This window comes from Streptosporangium sp. NPDC003464 (assembly GCF_053588315.1).
Window position 1 is genome coordinate 1 of the sequence record NZ_JBSFPS010000054.1, and the last position, 20793, is coordinate 20793.

The following is a 20793-nucleotide window of genomic DNA, read 5'->3' on the forward strand; positions in this document are numbered from 1 at the left end:
TTTCGGGTACGGGCCGCCACGACACTCACTAGAGGCTTTTCTCGGCAGCATAGGATCACCCACTTCGCCACAATCGGCTCGGCATCACATCTCAGCCGGCCCGGCCGCGCCCGGCCCGCCGGGCGAGCGTGTGCGCGATGTCGCCGAGCACGACGCCCTCGGACGTGCGCTCCTCGGGTACGCGCTCCTCCGACGCGGCACCGTCGGACGCGGGCTCCTCGGACATGGCACGGTCGGACGCGGGCTCCTCGGACGCGACACCGTCGGACGCGGGCTCCTCGGACACGGCACCGTCGGAGGTGACCTTCGCGGACGCGGCCGCCTCAGGCGGGACCCCGCCGGGTGCGAGCTCGGCGCCGACCCAGTCCGCGAGCACCCGGGCGTGGTCCCGGACCCGCTCGGCGGACACGTCCGTGAGCAGGAACACCTTCGCCCCCGGCCGATCGCGTCCGGCCTCGCCGTACCGGCCCGGGGCCGGAACCGGGGCGGCCGCGGCGGAGGACGCGACCGGCGCGGCGCGCTCCAGGACGACGTGGGCGTTGGTCCCACCGAAGCCGAAGGAGGAGACCCCGGCCCGGGGGTGGTCGCCCGGCCAGGGGGTCGGGGCGGTGACGACCCTGAGACGCTCCCAGGGGATGTGCGGGTTGGGCCGGTGGAAGTGGACGCTGGGCGGGATCACGCCGTGATGGAGCGCGAGGACGGTCTTGATCAGGCCGGTGATCCCCGCCGCGGCCTCAAGATGGCCGAGGTTGCTCTTCGCGGAGCCGATGAGCAGCGGCGTGGTACGGCCGCCGCAGAGCGCGGCGTCGATGGCCCGGGCCTCGATGGGGTCGCCCAGGAAGGTCCCGGTGCCGTGGGCCTCGATGTAGTCGGGGCCGTCCAGCTCGGCGTAGGCGGCGCGCAGGAGCTCCTCCTGGGCCTCCGGATTGGGCGCGACCAGCCCGTTCGAACGGCCGTCCTGGTTCACCGCGGTGGCCCGGACGACGGCCAGGATCCGGTCGCCGTCGCGCTCGGCGTCGGTCAGCCGCTTCAGCACGGCGACGCCGCACCCCTCGGCCCTGACCATCCCGTCCGCCGAGGCGTCGAAGCTCTTGCAACGGCCGTCGGGCGCGGTCCCGCCGCCCTGGTCGAACGCCATCGTGATCACCGGTGAGAGCAGCAGGTTGACCCCCGCCGCGAGCGCCAGGTCGCTCTCCCCCGAGCGCAGGCTCCGGACGGCGAGATCCGTGGCGACCAGCGAGGACGAGCAGGCGGTGTCCACCGACAGGCTCGGCCCGCGCAGGTCGAGCAGGTAGGACAGCCGGTTGGCGGCGATGCTGAACGCCGCCCCCGTCGCCGTCCAGGCGTCCACCTTCGCCGGATCGGCGGTGGTCAGGTAGGCGTACTCGTTGCCGGAGATGCCGACGAACGCCCCGGTGCGGCTGCCGCCCAGCGACCGGGGGGCGATGCCGGCGTGCTCCAGCGCCTCCCAGGCCGTCTCCAGCAGCAGGCGCTGCTGCGGGTCCATGACCTCGGCCTCCCCCGGGACGATCCCGAAGAAGTCGGCGTCGAAACCGGCCACGTCGTCCAGGAACCCGCCGTGCCGGGTGGTCGCGGCCAGCGCCTCGGCGGTGCGGGGGGAGCCGTCGTCGAAGGCCGCCCACCGGTCCTCGGGCACCCGGCCCACCGCGTCGCCACCCGCCATGAGCAGCCGCCAGAAGTCCTCCGGCCCGTGCACGGACCCCGGGAGGCGGCATCCGACGCCGATCACCGCGATCGCCTCCTCGGGGTCGGCCGTGCGGCCGGCCGCCGGGGCGACGGCCGTACCGGACGCCAGGCCCCGCGCGAGCCGGTTGATCGTGGGGTACTCCCAGACCAGCGTGGGCCCCAGCGCCCGGCCCAGGAACACCTCCAGCTCGCCGGCCACCGCGACCGCGTCACGGGAGGACAGCCCGAACTCCTCCAGGGGGCGGTCGGGGTCGACGTCCGCCAGGGGCAGACGGCAGCGGGTCGCGATCCGCTCCCCGAGGAAGCGGCGGATCTCTTCTTCGCCGATCAGGTCCACGTGGCGGCTCCCAAGAACACCCGAGGTGATCGGCAAACTTACAGAGACAAATCGACATAAGGGAGCCCTGACAGCCCACAATCCACCAGCGCGTTTTGTCACCACTGTGATAACGGCCACCCGTTCGGGGGATTTGTTCGCGCGGCTCAATCACCTCTCCCGTTTCGTTGCGAACGCTCATATCCGCGCCCCGGGGGCCGGGCTTAGGGTCGCCTGCCACGGCCCCTGTCTCCAGGCCGGGTGGAGGAAAGACGATGCGACCTGCTCGACGCGGACTCCTGGTGCTGGCGACCGCGCTGATCGTCGGCCTGCCGACGGCCGCGCACGCCGACCTCGGCGGCACGGCCGGCGAGAGCCCGTCCGGCAAGAGTCCGTCCGGCCCCTGGCCGGCCGCGCTGGCCGGCAGCGCGCGAGTGGTGAAGGAGCGCCGGCTCGGCCCGCGCATGCTCGACATCCAGGTGTCGTCGCCCTCGGTCAACGCGATCCTGCCGGTCCGGCTGCTGCTGCCCCGAGGCTGGTCGAAGCGGGCCGGGCGCACCTGGCCGGTGCTCTACCTGCTGCACGGCGGCGCCGACAACTACACCTCGTGGACCCGGATGACCGACGTCGAGGAGATGGCCGAGGACCTGGACGCGATCGTCGTGATGCCCGAGGCGGGCCGCGCCGGGAACTACTCCGACTGGTACAACGGCGGCAGGGGCGGGGCGCCCGCCTGGGAGACCTTCCACACCTACGAGGTGCGCCGCCTGCTGGAGATCGGCTACCGGGCCGGCGGCCGCCGGGCCGTCGCCGGTCTGTCCATGGGCGCCTACGGCGCGATGAAGTATGCCGCGCGGCACCCCGGGATGTTCCGCTTCGCCGGCTCCTACAGCGGCGTCATGTCCACCCGCCTGCCCGGCATCCCCGAGCTCATCATGAACGCGCAGACGGCCGAGCGGAAGGACCCGAAGGCCCTGTGGGGGGACCCGGTCAAGAACTGGCGGGTCTGGCGGGACAACGACCCCGCCTACCTGGCCAGGAACCTGCGCGGGACGAGTGTCTACATCTCCAGCGGCACCACCAGCCGGCTCGGCGAGCTCGACCCGCCCGGCGCGCCCTGGAGCCCCGCCCACCTCAGCGAGCCGATCTCCGCCTACACGGCCAAGGACCTGATCGCCAAGCTCCGTCGGTACGGCGTCAAGCCCGTGGTCCACCTGTACAAGGACGGCACCCACACCTGGCCCTACTGGACCCGCGAGTTCAAGCGCTCCTTCCCGATGATCCTGGCGGCCCTCGGCCTGGAGGGCGGCGGCCCGCCCACCTCGCCGGATGAGCAGGCGTCGCCGCAGGACGAGATGGACGACGGCATCGGGGACCTGCTCGGCCACCGCTCCTCGATCGTCATCTCCGGCGCCGGACCCTCCCGTTAGCCTCCGGGCCCTCCGTCAGACGTCCCGCTCGGGACGGCGGACGTAGACCTGGTCCCCTGTCTGGATCATCCGGAAGAGGGGCTTGGCGTTGTGGAGCGGGACGCGGATGCATCCGTGGGACGCGGGGTGGCGCGGGACCCGCTCGGAGCCGTGGAAGCCGATGCCGCCGTTGAAGTAGACCGTGTAGAACTGCTCGCCCAGGGGTCCGGTGGTCCATCCGGCCGTCCGCCACCAGGCGCGGAAGTCTCCGGTGGGCGTGACGGCGACCCCGCAGTGGCCTTTCTTGCAGTAGGACTCGCCGTTACCGGTCGAAATGTGGGTGACCAGTGCGGGCCTGCCGTCCTTCCAGGCCGTGAGCAACTGTCGGCGCAGGTCGATCTCCACCCGCTCGGGCCCGCCGTAGCTCACCAGCGGCCTGATGCGCGCCGGACGGGCCAGCGCCCGCCAGGTCGCCAGGTCGACCTGGTCGACGGGGGGCAGCCCGTTCGCCTTCTGGAAGGCCCACACGGCCACGCGCAGCGCGGGGTCGTATCCGGACCCGGCGGACCCCGGGCTGAAGCCCAGCCGGTCCAGCCGCCTGCGCACCTCCTCGACCCGGACTCCCTCGTCGCCGAGACGCAGGGTGGGCCACCGCGGCGGCGCGGGGGCGGCCCCGGCCTTCGGCGGCTGAGGAGTCGCTCCGGAGGTCGGCGCGGGGCGCCCGGAGCTCCGCGGCGAGGCGATGCCGGTGTGCGCGAGGATCAATGGCAGTGACACGGCCAGGGCGACGGCCGTGCCCGCGATCAGGAGGAAATGAACAGTTCTTCGCATGTTTCGCTTCCAACCGCTCTCGGGCGGAATCAGCTAGCAGGAATATGAGTATTCACGGTCCGCCACGGCTGAACGCACCAGCGCGACCGCCTCTTTCGCACATCCCCAGGAGAAACTGAATCCGGCCCCACCGTGCGCGAAATTGTAAATGACCTGGTCCGCCTCATCCCATTCCAGGCAGACATTCTCATTCCGGAATGGCCGCAGTCCAGCCCGGACCGGCTCATCCGGGTCTATTCTGGCGTTCCGGAGTGCGGGCATGAACGCCAGGCAGCGCTCATACATCTCCCGCACGGGCCGATGATTGTCCAGATTGATGCCGGTGTCCCACTCGTCCTTCTCCGCCAGCCCGCCGAGAACGAGAAGCCTCTGGTTGCGCGGCACGATGAAGACGATGTCCTGCTCGTCCTGGCCCTCGACATGGGAGACGCAGTGGGCCTCGCTGATCCGGGGGCCGCCGAGCCCGCCGTTGCGGACCCGCACGAGCGCGCCGCGCAGCGGATACATGCCGATCCCGCGGAGCTGGGCGGTGCCGAGTCCCGCGCAACAGACGATCACCTCGGCGCCGAACCGGTTGAGCAGCTCGGCTCTCCCCTCGGCCAGCGTCCCCTCGACCCGATACCGCCTGACCTGCACCCCGTGGGCCTTGACCTGGCGCATCAGCCACGCCATGTACTGGTCGGTGTCGATCATCGGGGCCATGTGGGAGTAGGCGTCGACCACGCCGTATCCGGGGCTGACGCCGTTGCGCTCGGCGAGCGACGGGTCGCGGACGAAGCCGCGCACCTTCCCCGCCAGCTCCTCCATCTTGTGCAGGTCGTGCGGGCTCTCGTCGACGGGGCGTCTGAAGTAGAAGTTGGACCTCCGCATGGCCACCCCGGGAACCCTGGCCCGCGCCAGTTCCTCGAACATCCCGTAGGAGGTGACGCACCACTCCTTGGAGCGGGCGAGGGAGATCTGGTCGTGGTGGTAACCGCACACCGCGGGCGGCCACTCCCACAGCGCGCCCGCGACGACCGAGACGATCTCGGGCGCGAACTTCTCCGCGATCACGGTGACGCGGAATCCCTCCCTGGCCAGACAGAGCGCGGTCGTCAATCCACTCACACCGGCCCCGACGACGAGAACCTTCTCCGAATTCGCGCGCACCTGGGAAAGCCTTCTTTCTTCAGTCCGTCCAGCTCGATCAGTTTTGGACGTGGCCGGCCACGGGAGGTCGGCGCGACGGACACCGAAACTCCCCCAGGTTAAATGGGGGTGTCCGCGGATTCCGGAACGGAGACGGGCCGGGCCCGGGGCGGGGTCGGCCGCGGATCGTTGGAGAAGCATTACCGATCAGCACGGCGAACCGGATCGAACGGGGACGGAGCCACGTCCCGGCCGACGCCCCGGATGACGGGCGCTTGACGGCCGGCAGGATTTCCGCCGCGGATCCATTGGCCGCGCCGGGCCGGTGTTGACGCGTTTTTGGCCGGCCCCCGGCGGTCACGGCGGGGGGAAGGGGGCTGGATTGCCTGCGTTCGGCGCAGGCTCGCCTATATGCCCTCAGTGGGGTCGTTGGGGGCGGCAGCCGACGCGGCCCGCCCGGCTGAGGGCGGGCCGGCGATCGGGCCGGCGCGGCTGAGGGCGACGGCCCACGCCCCGGGGGAAACAGCTGAGGGCGACGGCCCGCAGCCCGGTGGGAAACGACGGGCCCGCGACCCCGGTGCTGGGGTGCGGGCCTGTCGGCGGTGGCGCTGAGGTCAGCGGTGGTTCGGCGGTGGTTCGGCGGTGGCGCTGAGGTCAGGCGGTGGTGAGGTAGACCTGGCTGAAGACCTCGGAGATCTTCTTGAGGTCGGTGGTCACGTCCACCTCGGGGGTGGTCGGGTTGTAGACCGCGGCCAGACGGCGCTTGATCGGGTTGAGCTTCTTCAGGTCGTCCCAGGCGGTCAGCCGGTTCACCGTGCCCTGGGCGTTCTGGACGCGGGTCCAGAGGTTCACCTGCTGGGCGGCGCCGTCCATGACGGGCGTGGACGCGCGGGTGGCGACCTGCTCGGGCGTCACCTGGCCGACCAGTCCGGTCTCCTCGGCGGCGACCTGGGCCAGGACGTCCCAGGAGCGGGCCCGGACCTGGATCCACTGGTTGCGGTGGGCCTTCTCGGCGTCGATCTTCCAGGTCTCGTAGCCGCCGTACAGCAGGCCGGTGTCCAGGGAGATCTGGTCGGCGCGGCCGGCGCTCAGCAGGGTCTCGACCCGCTCCGGGACGACCAGCGGGTAGCGCTTACGCATCTCGGTCTTGCACGCCTCGTCCGCGCCGCAGGCGAGCTCAGGCACCACCGTGTGCACGCCCAGCCGCTTGCCGGGGGCCGCCTGGCGCAGCGCCGCCGAGGCGGCCGTGACGAAGGCGGTGATCTCCTCGTCCGTCTTGAACGTCGTGTTGTAGCCGAGCTGCGAGGTGAACCGGATCCCGGCCACCTCAGGCCGGGCGGCCAGCGCGCCGACCCGCTTGACGGCCGCGGCGAACTGCGTGGCGCCCGCCTTCCAGTCGTCGGCCAGCTCGGTGTCGAGCCAGACCCGGATGCCGGTGGCCTTGGCGGCGACGACCGCCTGGCCGGCGGGGGTCTGCGCGGCCGCGGCGATCTCCTGCTCCGTCGTGGCGAAGCTCTGCGTGGCCGCCGTCTTGGCGGGCGAGGTGGAGGGGGCGGCGGCGCTGCCCGGCTCGGGCCGGCTCGGCGTGCCGTCGCCGCCCATCTCGTTGCCGTCGACCGAGCACTGCTGGCCGGCCTCGCACTCGGGCGTCCCGCCGTCCTCGGCGCCCTCGGGGGCCGGGGAGTTCTCGTCGCCGACGGTGTCGTCACCCTCCAGCGCCGGGCAGGAGCTTCCGGGGGCGGAGCAGTCGATGAAGTTACCCTTCGACGGGGTGGCCTCCTTGAGGCTGGCCCCGTCGTCGCTCAGCCAGAACATCGCGACGCCGAGCGCCTCCTCGGGCTTGGCCAGCCAATGGCACACGACGTATGCCGGGGTGTCGGCGCTCATCAGGTCGTTGCAGCTACGAGGGTCGTCCTGCGAGTAGGCGGCGACCGCGGGGGTCACGACCCCGGCGACCGTGAGCATGGCACCGACGGCGAGGGCCCGTCGCAGCGTGAATCGCATGTTCTGAAACTCCCCGGTAATGCCAGCCAAAACGGTTGCCTCGCACTCTACAGAGATCACCATCACCCCAACAGGGCCTGACACTAAAACGTCAAATTCCAGACATGTCCTGTCCAATTACGGCAAGAACGGGCTGATCATCGCCGGCCCCGGGGCGACCGGTGACAAGTCCCGCCGGGGAGCCACCCGGAATCGACGGTCGTCGCAGGGGTGGGCGGGCAGGCGGTCCCCCGCCGGGGAGCCATCGGGAATCGACGGTCGTCGCGGGGGCGGGGTAGGCGGTCCCCGCCGGGGACGGGACGTCCGCAGGTCAGACCCCCAGCGCCTCGCACGCGCGCCCCACCCCGTCCTCGGCGCGGAGCCGCTCCCCCAGCCGGGCCGCCGCCGCCCTCATCCGCCCGTCCCGTACGGCCTGCGCCACCCTCCCGGCCAGTGCCTCCACGGTGACCTTCCGCACCGGCAGCGGCGCGGTCCCCGCGCCCAGCAGGGCCACCCGGGCGCCCCAGAACGGCTGGTCGGAGAAGAAGGGGCAGACCACCCCCGGGACCCCCGCCCGCAGCCCGCTCCCCGTCGTACCGGCCCCGCCGTGATGCACCACCGCGGCCATCCGCGGGAAAAGCCATCCGTGGTCGGCGTCGCCGGTCACGAACATGTCCTCCGCCCCGCCGTACGGCATGCCCTGGAGGACTCCCCGCACCCCGGCCCGGCGCAGCGCCGCCACCACCGTCCCCGCCATCGCGCCGGGGTCGGCCGGGACCATGCTGCCGAACCCCACGTAGACCGGTGGCGGCCCGGCGTCCAGGAACGCCGCCAACTCCGGGGCGGGCGCCCAGGCCCGCTCCAGCGGCCAGAACCCCGTCAGGTGCACGTAGCCGGGCCAGTCCACCGGGCGCGCGACGACCGAGGGACTCACCCCGCACAGCACCGGCACCCGGCCGGCCCGCGCCTGCCGGAAGGGGCTGCCCCGCATGGGGCCGAGCGCGAGCACCCTGCCCCGCACCCGGTTCACCATGCGGCCGAGCAGCAGCCAGCTCACCCCCTCGACCAGCGCGTAACTGGCCCGGTTGCCCGCCCTGCCGAGGGTGCGCAGCGGGACCAGCGGGTTGGGGAAGGCCCCGGTGGGCTCGCTGGGCTGGAAGTGGAGCAGCGCGTACGGCATGCCGTACCGCTCGGAGAGATGGTGCCCGAAGCCGCCCAGCGCGGGCGAGAGCACCAGGTCCGCGCCGGAGCAGGCCGCGTCCACCTCGGCGACCAGCCGCTCGGCGAGCGGCTCCACGATCCTGCGGAATCCCCGGACGAATCCGGCCGGGCCGCTGCGCAGCCACGCCTGCCCCTCCTCGGACTCCACGATCTTCAACGGGTCGACGCTGATCGGGGCGGACCCGAGCCCGGCCTCCTCGACCAGCCCGCCGTACCGGGCGGCGGCGACGACCGTGACCTGGTGCCCCCTCGCGGCGAGTCCCGCCCCGAGCGCCACGCAGGGCTGGGTGTCGCCCCGCGACCCGAAGGCCAGGACCGCGACCCTCACCTGAGGGTCACCAGGCTCACGACGGCGCCGACCACGACCAGGCCGGCCGCGGTGAGCAGGCCGGCGGAGTAGCCGGCGGTGAAGCTCGCGGAGCTGTTGACGATCACCCCGATGACCGCGATGCCGAACAGCCCCGACATCTCACGTGCCACGCTGAACACTCCTCCCGCCACTCCCGCCCTGGACTCCGGGACGGCCCCCAGCACCGCCGAACCCAGCGGCATGGTCAGCGCCGAGCCGATCCCGATCACGCACACGGCGGGCAGCAGGTCGGCCCAGCCGTCCCCGGGCCGCAGGAACCCCACGGCGGCCATGCCCGCGGCGACCAGGAGGAGCCCCAGGGCGACCGTGCGGCCCGCGCCGATCCGGCGCTCGACGGCCGGGACCAGCGGCGTGACCACGACGACGAGCAGCGCCAGCGGGACGAACGCCAGCCCCGACATGGTCGGGCTGAAGCCGAGGACCCCCTGCAAAAACAGCGCCGTGAAGAAGAACACGCCGTTGACGCCGAGCCCCCAGAGCACCTGGGCGGCCACCCCGCCGGTGAACGCCCGCGACCGGAACAGCGCGAGATCCACCATCGGGTCCCTGCCGAGCCTCTCGACGGCGACGAAGACGACGGCCGCGACCACGCTGACGGCCGCCGCCGCCGGGATCACCGGGGTGGTCCAGCCCAGCTCCGCCCCGAAGGTCAGCGCGAACGTGCCCGTCGACAGGACGACGACCGACGTCACGACCCCGGGGACGTCCACCCGGGCGGCCGCCCCGTCACGTGACTCGGGGATCGCGACGGCCGCGAGCGCGATGACGAGCGCGCCGAGGGGGACGTTGAGCAGGAAGACCCAGCTCCAGTGGGAGTGCTGGGTCAGGTAGCCGCCGACGACCGGGCCCAGGGCCAGCGCACCCGCCCCCGAGGCCATCCAGACCGCGACGCCGGCCGACCGCCGCCGGTCGTCGTTGCCGACCGAGACCACCGCCAGCATCGCGGGCAGGATCAGCGCGGCGCCGGAGCCCTGCACCAGCCGGGCGGCGACGAGCGCGCCCGCCGAGGTCGCCAGCCCGGCGGCGAGAGAGGCGGCCGTGAAGACCGCGAGTCCGGCGATGAGGACCCTGCGGCGGCCGTAGACGTCGGCCAGGCGCCCTCCGGCGAGCATGAAGCCCGAGAAGGTGAGGACGTAGCCGGTGACGATCCATTCGAGCGCCGCCAGGGACGCGCCCAGCTCGGCCTGGATGGTGGGCAGGGCGACCGTGACGACCGTGTTGTCCAGGGTCGTCACGAACCCGCCCAGGCCGACGACCAGTAACAACAGACCGTGCCGGGCGGGCCGGACCGGGGCGGCGCCCTCGGGCTCGGCGGCGAGGCCGCTCACTCCCGTACCTCCACCCACTCCCAGCCGGACCCGTCCGGCTTGGGCCGCACGACCCTCGTGGTCCGGGTCCCCACGGGGACCCAGCCACCAATTCCCTCCTCGATCTCCTGTCCCTGCTCCCACACCCCTTCCGGCTCCCACACCGGTTCGGGCTCCCGCACCGGTTCGGGCTCCCGCACCTGTTCCCGCACCGGTTCCGGCTCCGCTCCCGCCCGCCGGGACACGCCGCGCTCGGACATACCGCGCTCGGACTCGACCACCGGCGGTACGGCATGCGCGGCCGGGGACTCTCCGGCCCGTGCTCCGTTGACCGGCCCCGGACGGGACTCCGGACGCGCCTCAGGACGATGCTCCATGGCCGGTACGGCGGGACCGACCGGCCGGCCGTCCTGCCGGACGAGCGGCTCAAGCTGGTCGATCAGATGGCTGCTGACCAGTGGCGTGCTCCGCGCGCCGGGCGCGTCCCCGGCGCCCGCCGCGGGAGCGGGGGTCGTGGCCGCCGGGGCGGCGGGGGCGGGTCCGGGACGCGGGCCGGGATCGGGAGGCGCCGGGGCGGGACGCGGGTGCGATTCCAGCTCCGCCCCGGAACGCGGGCGGGGGGCGGGCGTCGGCTCGGGACGCCGGTGCGGATCGGAACCCGGGCGCGGATCGGGAGGCGCCGGGGCGGGACGCGGGTGCGGATCGGGCTCCGGCCGTACCCGGATGACCGGGGGCGGGGGGAGCTCCGGGCGGGGCGGCACGGGCGGGGCCGGCCTGGGGACGGGGCGGCCGGGGATCGGGGAGTGCACCGGGGAGTGGCGGGCGGGCCCCACGGCGTCCTGGACGGTGAGCAGGGGCTCCGGCGGGGACGGATCCTCGTGCTCCTCGGCCCAGTGCCAGCCCGGGCCGTCCAGGTTGGGCTTGATGACCTTCTTGACCTTGCGTGCCCGGGCCGGCTCGCGCTCCGGCGGGCCGGAGGGCGCCGCCGGGGTGGGAGGCGGCGAGCCGGGGTCGAGTCCCGGAAGGGGGTAGGGGTTCGACCGGTGCTGCCGGTGCCGGGTGTCCGAGGCCCGTGACGGCTCGGCCCGGGGCTCCGGACGCGAGGGGCGGGGAGGGGGCGGCGGAGCCGGAGTCACCCGAGGAGGGGCCGGACGCGAGGAGGGCGGAGCGGGGGTCGCACGTGGGACGGGGCGGGGAGCGGGCGGAGCAGTGGGACGAGGAGCGGGGGGTGGAGTGGGACGAGGAGCGGGGGGTGGAGTGGGACGAGGAGCGGCGGGGCGGGGAGTGGACCTGGTGTCACCGGCGCGTTTCTCTGCCCGCTGCCACTCAGAACCACCACCGGTGGGCTCCTCGGTCCACTGCCAGTCAGAACCACCACCGGCAGAACCGCCACCAGCGGACTCCTCGGTCCACTGCCAGTCAGAACCGCCACCGGCGGGCTCCCCGGCCCACTGCTGGTCGGAGCCGTCGGGGGTGGTCCTGATGACGCGGACCGGGGCGGCGGGGGCGAGGGGCTCGGGTGCGGTGATCTGCGGGACCGGTGGGGAGGCGTCCAGGCGGTGCGCCGGGGTGACGTAGCGGTCGCCGGGGCCGTCCTCGCGCTCCACGGTGACGTAGGTGGGGGCGATCTCGGCGGGGCGATGGTCGCGGACGTCGTGCTCGCGGATCTCGATGCGCCGGTGGATGCCCCGCAGGAAGTCCGGCAGCCACCAGTTGGCGTTGCCCATCAGACGCATCGTCGCGGGCACCAGCAGCGCCCGGACCAGCGTGGCGTCCACCACGATGGCCACGAACATGCCGACGCCGAGCATCTTCACGATGGTGATCCCGGCGGTGGAGAACGCCGCGATGACCACGAGCAGCAGCAGGGCGGCGCTGGTGATGACCCCGCCGGTCCGCTCCAGGCCGACCGCCACGGCGGCGGTGTTGTCCCCGGTCCTCAGCCACTCGGCGCGGACCCGGCTGAGCAGGAACAGCTCGTAGTCCATCGACAGCCCGAACACCACCGCCAGGATCAGCACGGTGATGGTCGCCTCGATGCTGCCGGTCGGGGTGAAGCCGAGCAGTCCGGCCAGGTTGCCGTCCTGGAAGGCCCAGACGATCACGCCGAAGGACGCGCCCAGGGACAGGACGTTCATCAGGATCGCCTTGATCGGCAGCAGGACCGAGCCGAACGCGGCGAACAGCAGCACGCCGGTCATCAGGCAGACCACCAGCGCGGTCCAGGGCAGGGTGGACTCCAGGCTGGCCTGCAGGTCGAGCTGGGCGGCGGTGGGGCCGCCGACGACCACGTCCTGGAAGTTCCGCTCCAGGGGGAGGTCACGGATCCGCTCGACCAGCGCGCGGGCCTCCTCCGACATCGGGTCCCTGTCGTAGCGGACCGCCAGCCGTATCGCGCCGTTGTTCTGCGAGATCCCGGTGACGTCCACGCCGGTGACGTGGTCGAGCGCCTCCAGCCTCTCCACGAAGGGCCTGACGTCCAGCGGACCGACCTCGGTGACAGGGGTGATCCCCGAGTTGCCGACCCCGAGGGGGCCGCGCCGCGTCCCCACGTCCGAGGTGAGCGCGCCGGGCGCCGCCACGGTCATCGGCCCGACGAGGTCGCGTTCGACGAGCACGATGACCTCGATCGGCGACATCGCGTTCCGGGCGAACCTCGCGTTGATCTCCTCAGCGACCTGGCGGCTCTCGAACCGCTCGGGCAGCACCCGGTGGTCCACGCTGCCGAACCGCGCGTGCAGGAACGGCGCGGCCAGCGCGATCAGCACCACGCCGACCCCCACGAGATAGGCCACGGGCCGGCGCATCACGCTGGAGGCGACCGCGTGCCAGGTCCCGCTGCCGCCCTTGTGCCTGCCGAAGTCGGGCACGACCCGGACCGCGTCGACCTTGGGCCCGAGCACGGCCAGCAGCGCGGGCAGCACGATCAGCGCGGCCGCCATCGCGACCAGCACCACCGCCGCCGCGCCCAGGCCGATCGAGCGCAGGAACATCTGCGGGAACAGCAGCAGCCCGCTGAGCGAGGTGGCCACGGTCAGCCCGGAGAAGGCGACCGTGCGGCCGGCCGTCGCCATGGTCCGCACGACGGCCGTCTCCACCGGCGACCCCCGGCGGATCTCCTCGCGGAAGGCGTTCAGCACGAACAGCGAGTAGTCGATGGCCAGGCCCAGGCCGAGCATCGTCACGACGTTCAGCGAGAAGACCGAGACGTCGGTCACCTCGGTGAGCAGCCGCAGCAGGAAGAGCGCGCCGGCCACCGCCACCAGCCCGACGACCAGCGGCAGCCCGGCCGCGACCAGACTGCCGAAGACCATGACGAGCAGGACGAGCAGGACCGGCATCGACAGGGCCTCGGCCTGCTGCAGGTCGGCGCCGGTCTGCGCGTTGAGGTCCTTGAGCAGCGGGATCGGGCCGCCGACCTTGACCGTGTATCCGGTCGGCGCCTCCCTGAGCCGGTCCTTGATCTGCTCGTAGCCGCTCTGTCTTGTCAGCTTCCCGCCGCGCAGGGTGATCAGGGCGTAGGTGGAGTGCCTGTCCTCGGAGACGAGTTCCTTGGCCTTGGTCGTCCAGTAGGTGGAGGTCTTCGCGACGCGCTCGGCGGGCAGCGCGCGGAGCGCGGCGTGCACGTCCCGCTCGAACTGCTCGTCGCCCGCCTCGAACGTCGGGTGCGTGTAGAGGACCACCACGTCGGGCGCGCTGCCGCCGAACCACTGCCCGCTCCATCGGGCGGCCGAGGTCGACTCGGCGCCCGGATCCTCGAACCCGCCGTCGGCCATCCGCCCGAACAGTCCCAGTCCGAGGTATCCGGCGACGACCGTGAACACCGCTCCCAGCACCAGCAGGGACCAGCGTCCGCGGTAGACGGTCCGCCCGAACGACTCGAACATCAGGCGCCGGCGTCCCTGGGGCCGGCCTGCCGCGCGCCGAAGGCGCCGTCCAGGTAGGCCCGCACGCACGCCCTGCGGGCGATCTTCCCGCTCGACGTGCGCGGTACGGCTCCCGCCTCGGTCAGCACGAAGTCGTGCAGCCGCAGGTCGTGATTCTTCGCGACGGCGGCGCGGACGTTGGCCGTGATCTCGGCCAGGTCCCGCCCGTCGGCCCTGCGTGATCGTTCGGCCACCACGACCAGGCGTTCGGTCTCCTCCCCGGCCACCGCGAACGCCGCCACGTGGTCCCGGCGGACGGCCGGGTCGGCCTCCTGCACGGTGACCTCCACATCCTGTGGATAGTGGTTGCGCCCGTCGACGATGATCAGATCCTTGATCCGCCCGGTGATGTAGAGCTCGCCCCCGTGGATGACGCCCAGGTCACCGGTCCGCAGCCAGGTGCCGTCCGCGCCGTCGAGCACGTTGCCGAAGACCTCGGCGCTGCGCTCCTCGTCCCGCCAGTAGGCCCGCGACACGTTCGGCCCCTGCACCCAGATCTCGCCGACCTCGCCGTCCGGCCTGGCCGTACCGGACTCCGAGGCGATGACCACCCGCTGGCCCGTCGGCACCCCGCAGGAGACCAGGTCGCTGACCCGCCCCCGACCCGTGTACGGCACGGCCCGCCCGGCGGTCAGCTCGTCCCTGTCGAACAGGGTCACCCGGGCCGGCAGGTCCCGGTCCATCACCGTGACGAAGACCGTCGCCTCCGCCAGGCCGTACCCGGGGGTGTGCGCCTCGGGCCGCAGCCCGCACCCGGCGAACGTCTCGGAGAACCGGTCGATCGTGCTGCCCCGCAGCGGCTCGGCGCCGTTGAGCATGACCGAGACCCCGGACAGGTCGAGCGTCGCCTTCTCCTCGTCGGTGACGCGGCCGGCCGTGTACTCGTAGGCGAAGTTCGGGCCGCCGGTGAACACGTCGTCGTACTCGCTGAGCATCCGCAGCCACCGCACCGGATGCATGACGAACGCCACCGGGTCCATGAACACCGCCTGGTTGCCGCCCACCATCGGCGCGGCGACCGTGGCGATCAGCCCCATGTCATGGAAGAGCGGCAGCCACAGGGCCGCCGTCGACACCCGGGGGGTGGCCCGGAACGCCTCCCAGAGCTGCCGGGCGTTCGCCGTGAAGTTGGCGTGGCTGATCTCCACCCCGGTGGGGGCGCGGGTCGAGCCGGAGGTGTACTGCAGGTAGGCCAGGTCGTCGAGCCCGATCGGCTCGGGCTCCCACTCGTCGGCGAGCAGGTCGGAGACCGTGTCCAGCGTGATGACCTGCTTGGGCCGGGGCGCGGACCCGCCGTCCAGGAAGGCGTGGACGCTGTCCAGCGCGGAGGTCGTGGTCAGCACGCAGACCGGGTCGGCGTCGGCGTAGGCCCGGACCAGCCGGTCGGCGTGGCCCGGCAGGTCGGGCGCGAACAGCGGCACCGCGACCACCCGGGCGTACATCGCCCCGAGCATCGCGACCACGTACTCCAGCCCCTGTGGCGCCAGGATCGCCGCCCGGTCGCCGGGGAGCGTCACCTCGCGCAGCCGTACGGCCAGCGCCCGCGCCTTGAGATCCGCCTTCGCCCAGGAGAGCGTGTGCTTCACCCCGTCGTGCCCGGCGGAGTAGTCCAGGAAGGTGTACGCGGGAGCGTCCGGGATCTCTCTCGCCCACCGCTCGACCTGGGCGATCAGCGCATCGCTCATGTTCAAGGTCCCCTCGCCGAGATACAGGGACCTAGCAAGTTACGTCAGGCGACTCCGACAGTTCTTGCCAAAGACCTGCACATTCCGGGCCTCCGGTTATTACCGGCATGACAACTGATCACCGGTCGGTCAGACCGCTCGTGCGCAGGCCCCGGGCGGCGGTCCGGGGGTGAAGGCCGAAGCGGGGTTCGGGCTCCCGCCCGCCGTCGAGGATCTCCGCGACGTACTCGGCCAGGGCCGGGGCGTGCTTGAACCCGTGTCCGGAGTCGCCGCCGAGCAGCCAGACCCCGTCCTGCCACTCGGCGAGCACCCATTCGGCGTCGGGGGTGAGGGTGTACTGGCAGACCTGGCTGAACAGCACCGGCGCCCCGGCCAGGCCCGGGAACCTGCGGCGGAGGTAGGCGCGCGAGGCCTCCTCGCTCGACGGCGAGATCCGCCGCTCCCCCGTCTCCGGGTCGTACGGTCCGCCCTCGGCGTCCGAGGTCACCTTCATCCCGAGCCCGTCGACGTCCCCGTGCCCGTAGACCGAGCCGTCGTAGTCGACCCAGGCGGGGGTGTCCCATCCGGACTCCACCGCGAAGTGCACGGTGTCCTGCTTGGTCACGCGCAGGTCCGCGGTCCCGGGGAAGAGCCGGGGCAGCCACGCCCCGCAGGCCCACACCACCCGGTCGGCCCGCAGCACCTCCTCCCCGATCCGCACCGCGGGCCCGCCGGGTCCGCCGTCCGGCTCCGCCCACCCCTGGAACGCCGTGCCGTACGGCTCCGGCCCGCGCGGGACCACCACGTCGTACGGCTCCGCGCCGTACGGCTCGGCCCGCCCCCTGACCACCGTGACCCCGGCCGCGCGGGCCAGACGGGCCGTCACCTGCGTGGCCCGCCGGGCCCGGACCACCCCGGCCTGCGGCTCCCAGAGCACGAACTCCAGGTCGTCGCCCCGGAAATCGGGGAAGAGGGTCCCCGCCCGGGCCGGGTCCCAGAGCTCGTGCGGGATGTCGAGCCGTTCCAGGACCGCGGCGCTCGTCCGCTCCCAGCCCTGCTCCCGTCGGGCGAACCAGAGCATGCCCGTCTCGGCGTACAGCTCCTCGCCGACCCGCTCGCCGAGCCCCCGCCAGAGCTCACGGGCCCGCCGGGCCATCCGGGCGTACCAGTCGTCGCTCCCGTGCGAGGCCCGCAGCAGCCGCGTCTCCCCGGCGCTCGCCTGCCGCAGGTGCCCGGGCTGGTACTGCTCGACCAGCGTGACCCGCCACCCCGACTCCGCCAGCCGCAGCGCCAGCGACGTGCCCCAGATCCCCGCTCCGACCACGATGACGGACTTCATCCCCCGGCCACCCCTTTTCTGTGGACCCCTTCACCGTGGACCACTCCCGGTCCCCGCCGCAAGGCCGCCGGGCCCCGCCCGCCCCCGTCCCGGGCACCACCGATAATCGGGAGCATGTTCCCAGCCCAGCAGGTGCCCTGATGCCGGCCGAATCGTCGCAGACCCTGGAACGCGGCCTGCGCCTGCTCCGCCTGCTGGCCGACGGCCGCCGCGGGCGCACCCCGACCGAGCTCGCGGCCGAGCTCGGGCTGAGCCGCCCGGCGGTTTACCGCCTGCTCACCACCTTGCAGAGCGAGGGCTTCGTCCGCCGCGACGGCGACGGCCGCGCCCACCTCGGCTTCGGCGTCCTGGTCCTGGCGCGCGCCGTCCAGCCCCTGCTCCGTGAGGGCGCCATGCCGACCCTGCGCAGGCTCGCCGAGGAGGTGGGCGCGACCGCCCATCTCACCGTGGCCGAGGGGGACGACGGCCTGGCGGTGGCGGTGGTCGAGCCCTCCTGGACGGACATGCACGTCGCCTACCGCGAGGGCTCCCGCCACCCGCTCACCCGGGGCGCCGCCGGCCTCGCCGTCCTCGCCCTGCGCCAGGGCCGCACCGACTACGTGGTCACCGAGGGCCAGCTCCAGGAGGGCGCCCGGGGCATAGCCGCCCCCGTCCCCGACGTCCCCTGGCTGGAGGCGTCGGTGGGAGTGATCTCCTTCACCCCGCTGGACCCGGCCGTCATCGGCCCCCGGGTGGCCGCCGCCGCCGCCGAACTGGCCACGGCCCTGGCCTGATGTCCGGTGCCGGGCCGGATGGGGAGAGACGGACGGCATGACGCGCCACGCGTTGACTCCACGATGTCGCATGCGATGAATCCCCCCACCTGCAGAGTTTTGAAGGACCGCTCCGCTGCTCGCCATGCATTTTCAGCTTTTGATATGAATTCCAATTACTTCATACTGTTTGCGGATTTTAACGGCCGTCCGCGGCCCGCTCATCCGGGGCGCCGCCGTCCCCGTTCCGGGGATACCACGGGGCATGAAGGCCGCCAATGGGAATCACATTGACCGGGCAACCGGGATTCGCCATATTGGCACGATGATCTCTCTACGTCCCCTCGCGGGAGCGATCCTCACATCCGTTCTCCTGGCCGGTCTCGCCGCCGGCCCGGCTGCCGCGTCCACGCGGGACACCGCCTCGGCGTCCTCGGCGTCCTCGGCGTCCTCGGCGTCCTCGGCGTCCTCGGCGTCCTCGGCGCTGACCGCCGCGCGGCCGGGCAACGGCACGCTCCTCTACGACCGCCTCAGCAGCGGGCAGGGCACCCTGAAAATCAAGAACGGCACCGGCAGGGACGCGGTCGTCACCCTCGTCCGGGGCAGGTCCAAGGCGATCAGCCTCTACATCCGCGCGAGGTCGAACGCGAGCACCGACGTGGTCGAGGACGGCACCTACCGGATCTACTTCACCAGCGGATACAAGTTCAGCACCTCGAAGGGCAGGTTCACCCAGAGCGCCGTCTACCAGCGTTTCGACGACCGGCTGAAGTTCACCACGACCTCCTCCAGCTCCACCATCTGGACGCTGACCCTCAACCCCGTCAGGAACGGCAACGCCCGCACCAGCGGCGTCGACCCGGACGACTTCCCGGCCTGATCCGGGAGTGGCTTCCCGGCGTGGACCGGGAATGAGACGACTTCCCGGCGTGGACCGGGAGTGAACGGCGGTCCCGGCGGGCGGAGCCCCCGGGACCGGCCGCCGGGGCCGCTCCCCGGCCAGGGAGCACGACCCCGCCGGCGCGCGTGCGAGACACCCGAAATCTCGGCGAGAACCGCCCATCGCTCACCGTTCGGGAGCCGTTTGGGAGAAGCCCGGCAAAGGTCACGCCAAAATGCGCAACACGGCGATTACCGGTGACGACTGCCCTGCCCAGCGCTTTTACGCTGGGCAGAACTTGATGACCGAACCCGTCGAAGGGACAGGGTCCTCATGAGGCTCGTCGTCGATCTCAACCGGTGCCAGGGATACGCGCAGTGCGCCTTCCTCGCCCCCGACGTGTTCACCATGCACGGTGAGGAAGCGCTGATGTACGACCCCGGCGCCGACGAGGCGCGGCGCGAACAGGTCATGAGGGCCGTGGCGGCATGCCCGGTCCAGGCCATCCTGGTCGACCGGGCAGACGCGCCGATCGCGCTGGAGAGGGCGCAGGCCCATGACCGTTGACGGATCCGCGAGGGCGTTCAGGCAGCACGGCCGCGTGGTCGTCGTCGGCGCCTCCCTGGCGGGGCTGCGCGCGGCGGAGACGCTCCGCGAGGAGGGCTTCGTCGGGGCGCTGACCATGATCGGGGACGAGCCGTCCGAACCCTACGACCGGCCGCCGCTGTCCAAGCAGGTCCTGCTCGGCAAGGTGCCGTCGGACGGCACCGCCCTCCCCCGGCGCCGCGCGCTCGACGCCGAGTGGCGGCTCGGGGTCGCCGCCACGGGGCTGGACCTGACCGGCAAGCGGGTGCGCCTGGCCGACGGCCAGGAGGTCGGGTTCGACCGCCTGCTGATCGCGACCGGCACCCGTGCCCGGCCGTGGCCCAGGGAGACGGAGGCCGACCTGGACGGCGTCTTCGTCCTGCGCACCGCCGACGACGCCGCCCGGCTGGAACGTCGGCTGGCCGCCAGGCCCCGCCGGGTGCTCGTCATCGGCGCCGGGTTCACCGGCTCCGAGGTCGCCTCCGCCTGCCGTGAGCGGGGCCTGGAGGTCACGGTCGCCGAGCGCGGCCCGGCCCCCCTGGTGGGCGCGCTCGGGGGCGTCATCGGCGCGGTCGCGGCGGAGCTCCAGCGCGAGCACGGCGTCGACCTGCGCTGCGGCATCATGGTGACCGCGCTCGAAGGCGATCCGGCCGGGCGGCTGAAGCGCGCCCACCTGTCCGACGGCACCACGCTGGACGTCGACGTGGCGGTGATCGCGCTCGGCGCGATGCGCAACACCGAGTGGCTCGCGGGCTCCGGGCTGGGCGCCGGACCCCGGGGGGTCGCCTGCGACGCCGGGTGCCGCGCGTTCGACGTGCACGGCATCGTCACCGACGACATCTTCGTCGCGGGCGACGTCGCCCGGTCCCCGCACCCGCTCTTCGGCTACCAGTTCCTCTCCCTGGAGCACTGGGGCAACGCGCTCGCGCAGGCCGAGGTCGCGGCGCACAACATGATCAGCTCCGGGCCCGACCGCCGCCCCCACCTGTGGGTGCCGGCCTTCTGGTCGGCCCAGTTCGGGGTGAACATCAAGTCCGTCGGCGTGCCGCCCATGGGCGAGGAGCTCATCGTCACCCAGGGGTCGCTCGCCGAACGCAGATTCGCCGCCGCCTACGGCCACCAGGGCCGCGTCATCGCCGCGGTCACCTTCGACCATGCCAGATGGATCGACTTCTATCGCGAGCAGATCGAGTCGGCCGCGCCGTTCCCGCCCGTCTTCGCCAACGTCGACCGGCGGCCCGAGGGACTGCGGCCGGTCGGGGCCGACTTCCCGGACCCCGCACTGCCCACCCACGGGCCCACCGTCACCCTGAGCGGCTACTCGCCCAGCGAGCGGCGGGTCACGTTCACCCCGGCCCGGGCCTGACAACCGGCG

At 72.9% G+C, this 20793-nt stretch carries 14 protein-coding genes; 5 read left to right on the forward strand and 9 right to left on the reverse strand.

What is annotated here, in order from left to right; all coding sequences use genetic code 11:
• Positions 1 to 91: 91 nt before the first annotated feature.
• The gene (locus ACWDS7_RS14745; protein WP_451929696.1) at positions 92 to 2044 is read right to left on the reverse strand and encodes a beta-ketoacyl synthase N-terminal-like domain-containing protein; all 1953 of its coding nucleotides are present in this window, start codon (positions 2042 to 2044) and stop codon (positions 92 to 94) included.
• 254 nt (positions 2045 to 2298) lie between these two features.
• Here ACWDS7_RS14745 and ACWDS7_RS14750 point away from each other — a divergent pair, with 254 nt between their 5' ends.
• Positions 2299 to 3453 (forward strand): alpha/beta hydrolase, encoded by a 1155-nt coding sequence (locus ACWDS7_RS14750; RefSeq protein ID WP_451929697.1) that lies wholly within the window; start codon positions 2299 to 2301, stop codon positions 3451 to 3453.
• A gap of 15 nt (positions 3454 to 3468) precedes the next feature.
• Here the strand turns inward: ACWDS7_RS14750 and ACWDS7_RS14755 are convergent, their stop codons facing one another.
• From ACWDS7_RS14755 to ACWDS7_RS14790, 8 genes are all read right to left on the reverse strand, one after another.
• Positions 3469 to 4263, reverse strand: coding sequence for a L,D-transpeptidase family protein (locus ACWDS7_RS14755; protein WP_451929698.1), 795 nt, complete (start codon positions 4261 to 4263; stop codon positions 3469 to 3471).
• Between the two features lie 33 nt (positions 4264 to 4296).
• Complete coding sequence (locus tag ACWDS7_RS14760; protein WP_451929699.1) at positions 4297 to 5412, reverse strand: FAD-dependent oxidoreductase; 1116 nt, start codon at positions 5410 to 5412, stop codon at positions 4297 to 4299.
• Positions 5413 to 6045: 633 nt separating this feature from the next.
• Positions 6046 to 7395 carry a hypothetical protein gene (locus ACWDS7_RS14765; protein WP_451929700.1) on the reverse strand — a complete coding sequence of 450 codons (1350 nt, stop codon included), beginning with the start codon at positions 7393 to 7395 and terminating at the stop codon, positions 6046 to 6048.
• A gap of 310 nt (positions 7396 to 7705) precedes the next feature.
• Positions 7706 to 8923 carry a glycosyltransferase gene (locus ACWDS7_RS14770; RefSeq protein WP_451929701.1) on the reverse strand — a complete coding sequence of 406 codons (1218 nt, stop codon included), beginning with the start codon at positions 8921 to 8923 and terminating at the stop codon, positions 7706 to 7708.
• Positions 8920 to 10293 (reverse strand): MFS transporter, encoded by a 1374-nt coding sequence (locus tag ACWDS7_RS14775; RefSeq protein WP_451929702.1) that lies wholly within the window; start codon positions 10291 to 10293, stop codon positions 8920 to 8922. Before ACWDS7_RS14775 ends, ACWDS7_RS14770 begins: the two co-directional genes overlap by 4 nt.
• Positions 10290 to 14159: an MMPL family transporter gene (locus ACWDS7_RS14780; RefSeq protein ID WP_451929703.1), complete on the reverse strand. Its 3870-nt coding sequence runs from the start codon at positions 14157 to 14159 to the stop codon at positions 10290 to 10292. The genes ACWDS7_RS14775 and ACWDS7_RS14780 overlap by 4 nt, the downstream gene beginning before the upstream one ends.
• A complete protein-coding gene (locus tag ACWDS7_RS14785; RefSeq protein ID WP_451929704.1) occupies positions 14159 to 15883 on the reverse strand; it encodes a fatty acyl-AMP ligase in 1725 nt (574 codons plus the stop codon). The genes ACWDS7_RS14780 and ACWDS7_RS14785 overlap by 1 nt, the downstream gene beginning before the upstream one ends.
• A gap of 118 nt (positions 15884 to 16001) precedes the next feature.
• A complete protein-coding gene (locus ACWDS7_RS14790) occupies positions 16002 to 17201 on the reverse strand; it encodes an NAD(P)/FAD-dependent oxidoreductase (protein ID WP_451929705.1) in 1200 nt (399 codons plus the stop codon).
• A gap of 140 nt (positions 17202 to 17341) precedes the next feature.
• Between ACWDS7_RS14790 and ACWDS7_RS14795 the strand changes: the two genes are divergently transcribed.
• The 4 genes from ACWDS7_RS14795 to ACWDS7_RS14810 all read left to right on the forward strand — a co-directional run bounded on the left by ACWDS7_RS14795 (position 17342) and on the right by ACWDS7_RS14810 (position 20784).
• A complete protein-coding gene (locus ACWDS7_RS14795) occupies positions 17342 to 17974 on the forward strand; it encodes an IclR family transcriptional regulator (protein ID WP_306863057.1) in 633 nt (210 codons plus the stop codon).
• Between the two features lie 304 nt (positions 17975 to 18278).
• Positions 18279 to 18833, forward strand: coding sequence for a hypothetical protein (locus ACWDS7_RS14800; protein ID WP_451929706.1), 555 nt, complete (start codon positions 18279 to 18281; stop codon positions 18831 to 18833).
• Positions 18834 to 19166: 333 nt separating this feature from the next.
• Positions 19167 to 19400, forward strand: coding sequence for a ferredoxin (locus ACWDS7_RS14805; RefSeq protein WP_451929707.1), 234 nt, complete (start codon positions 19167 to 19169; stop codon positions 19398 to 19400).
• Entirely contained in the window at positions 19390 to 20784 is a 1395-nt protein-coding gene (locus ACWDS7_RS14810) for an NAD(P)/FAD-dependent oxidoreductase (RefSeq protein WP_451929708.1), read from the forward strand. The genes ACWDS7_RS14805 and ACWDS7_RS14810 overlap by 11 nt, the downstream gene beginning before the upstream one ends.
• Positions 20785 to 20793: the final 9 nt, after the last annotated feature.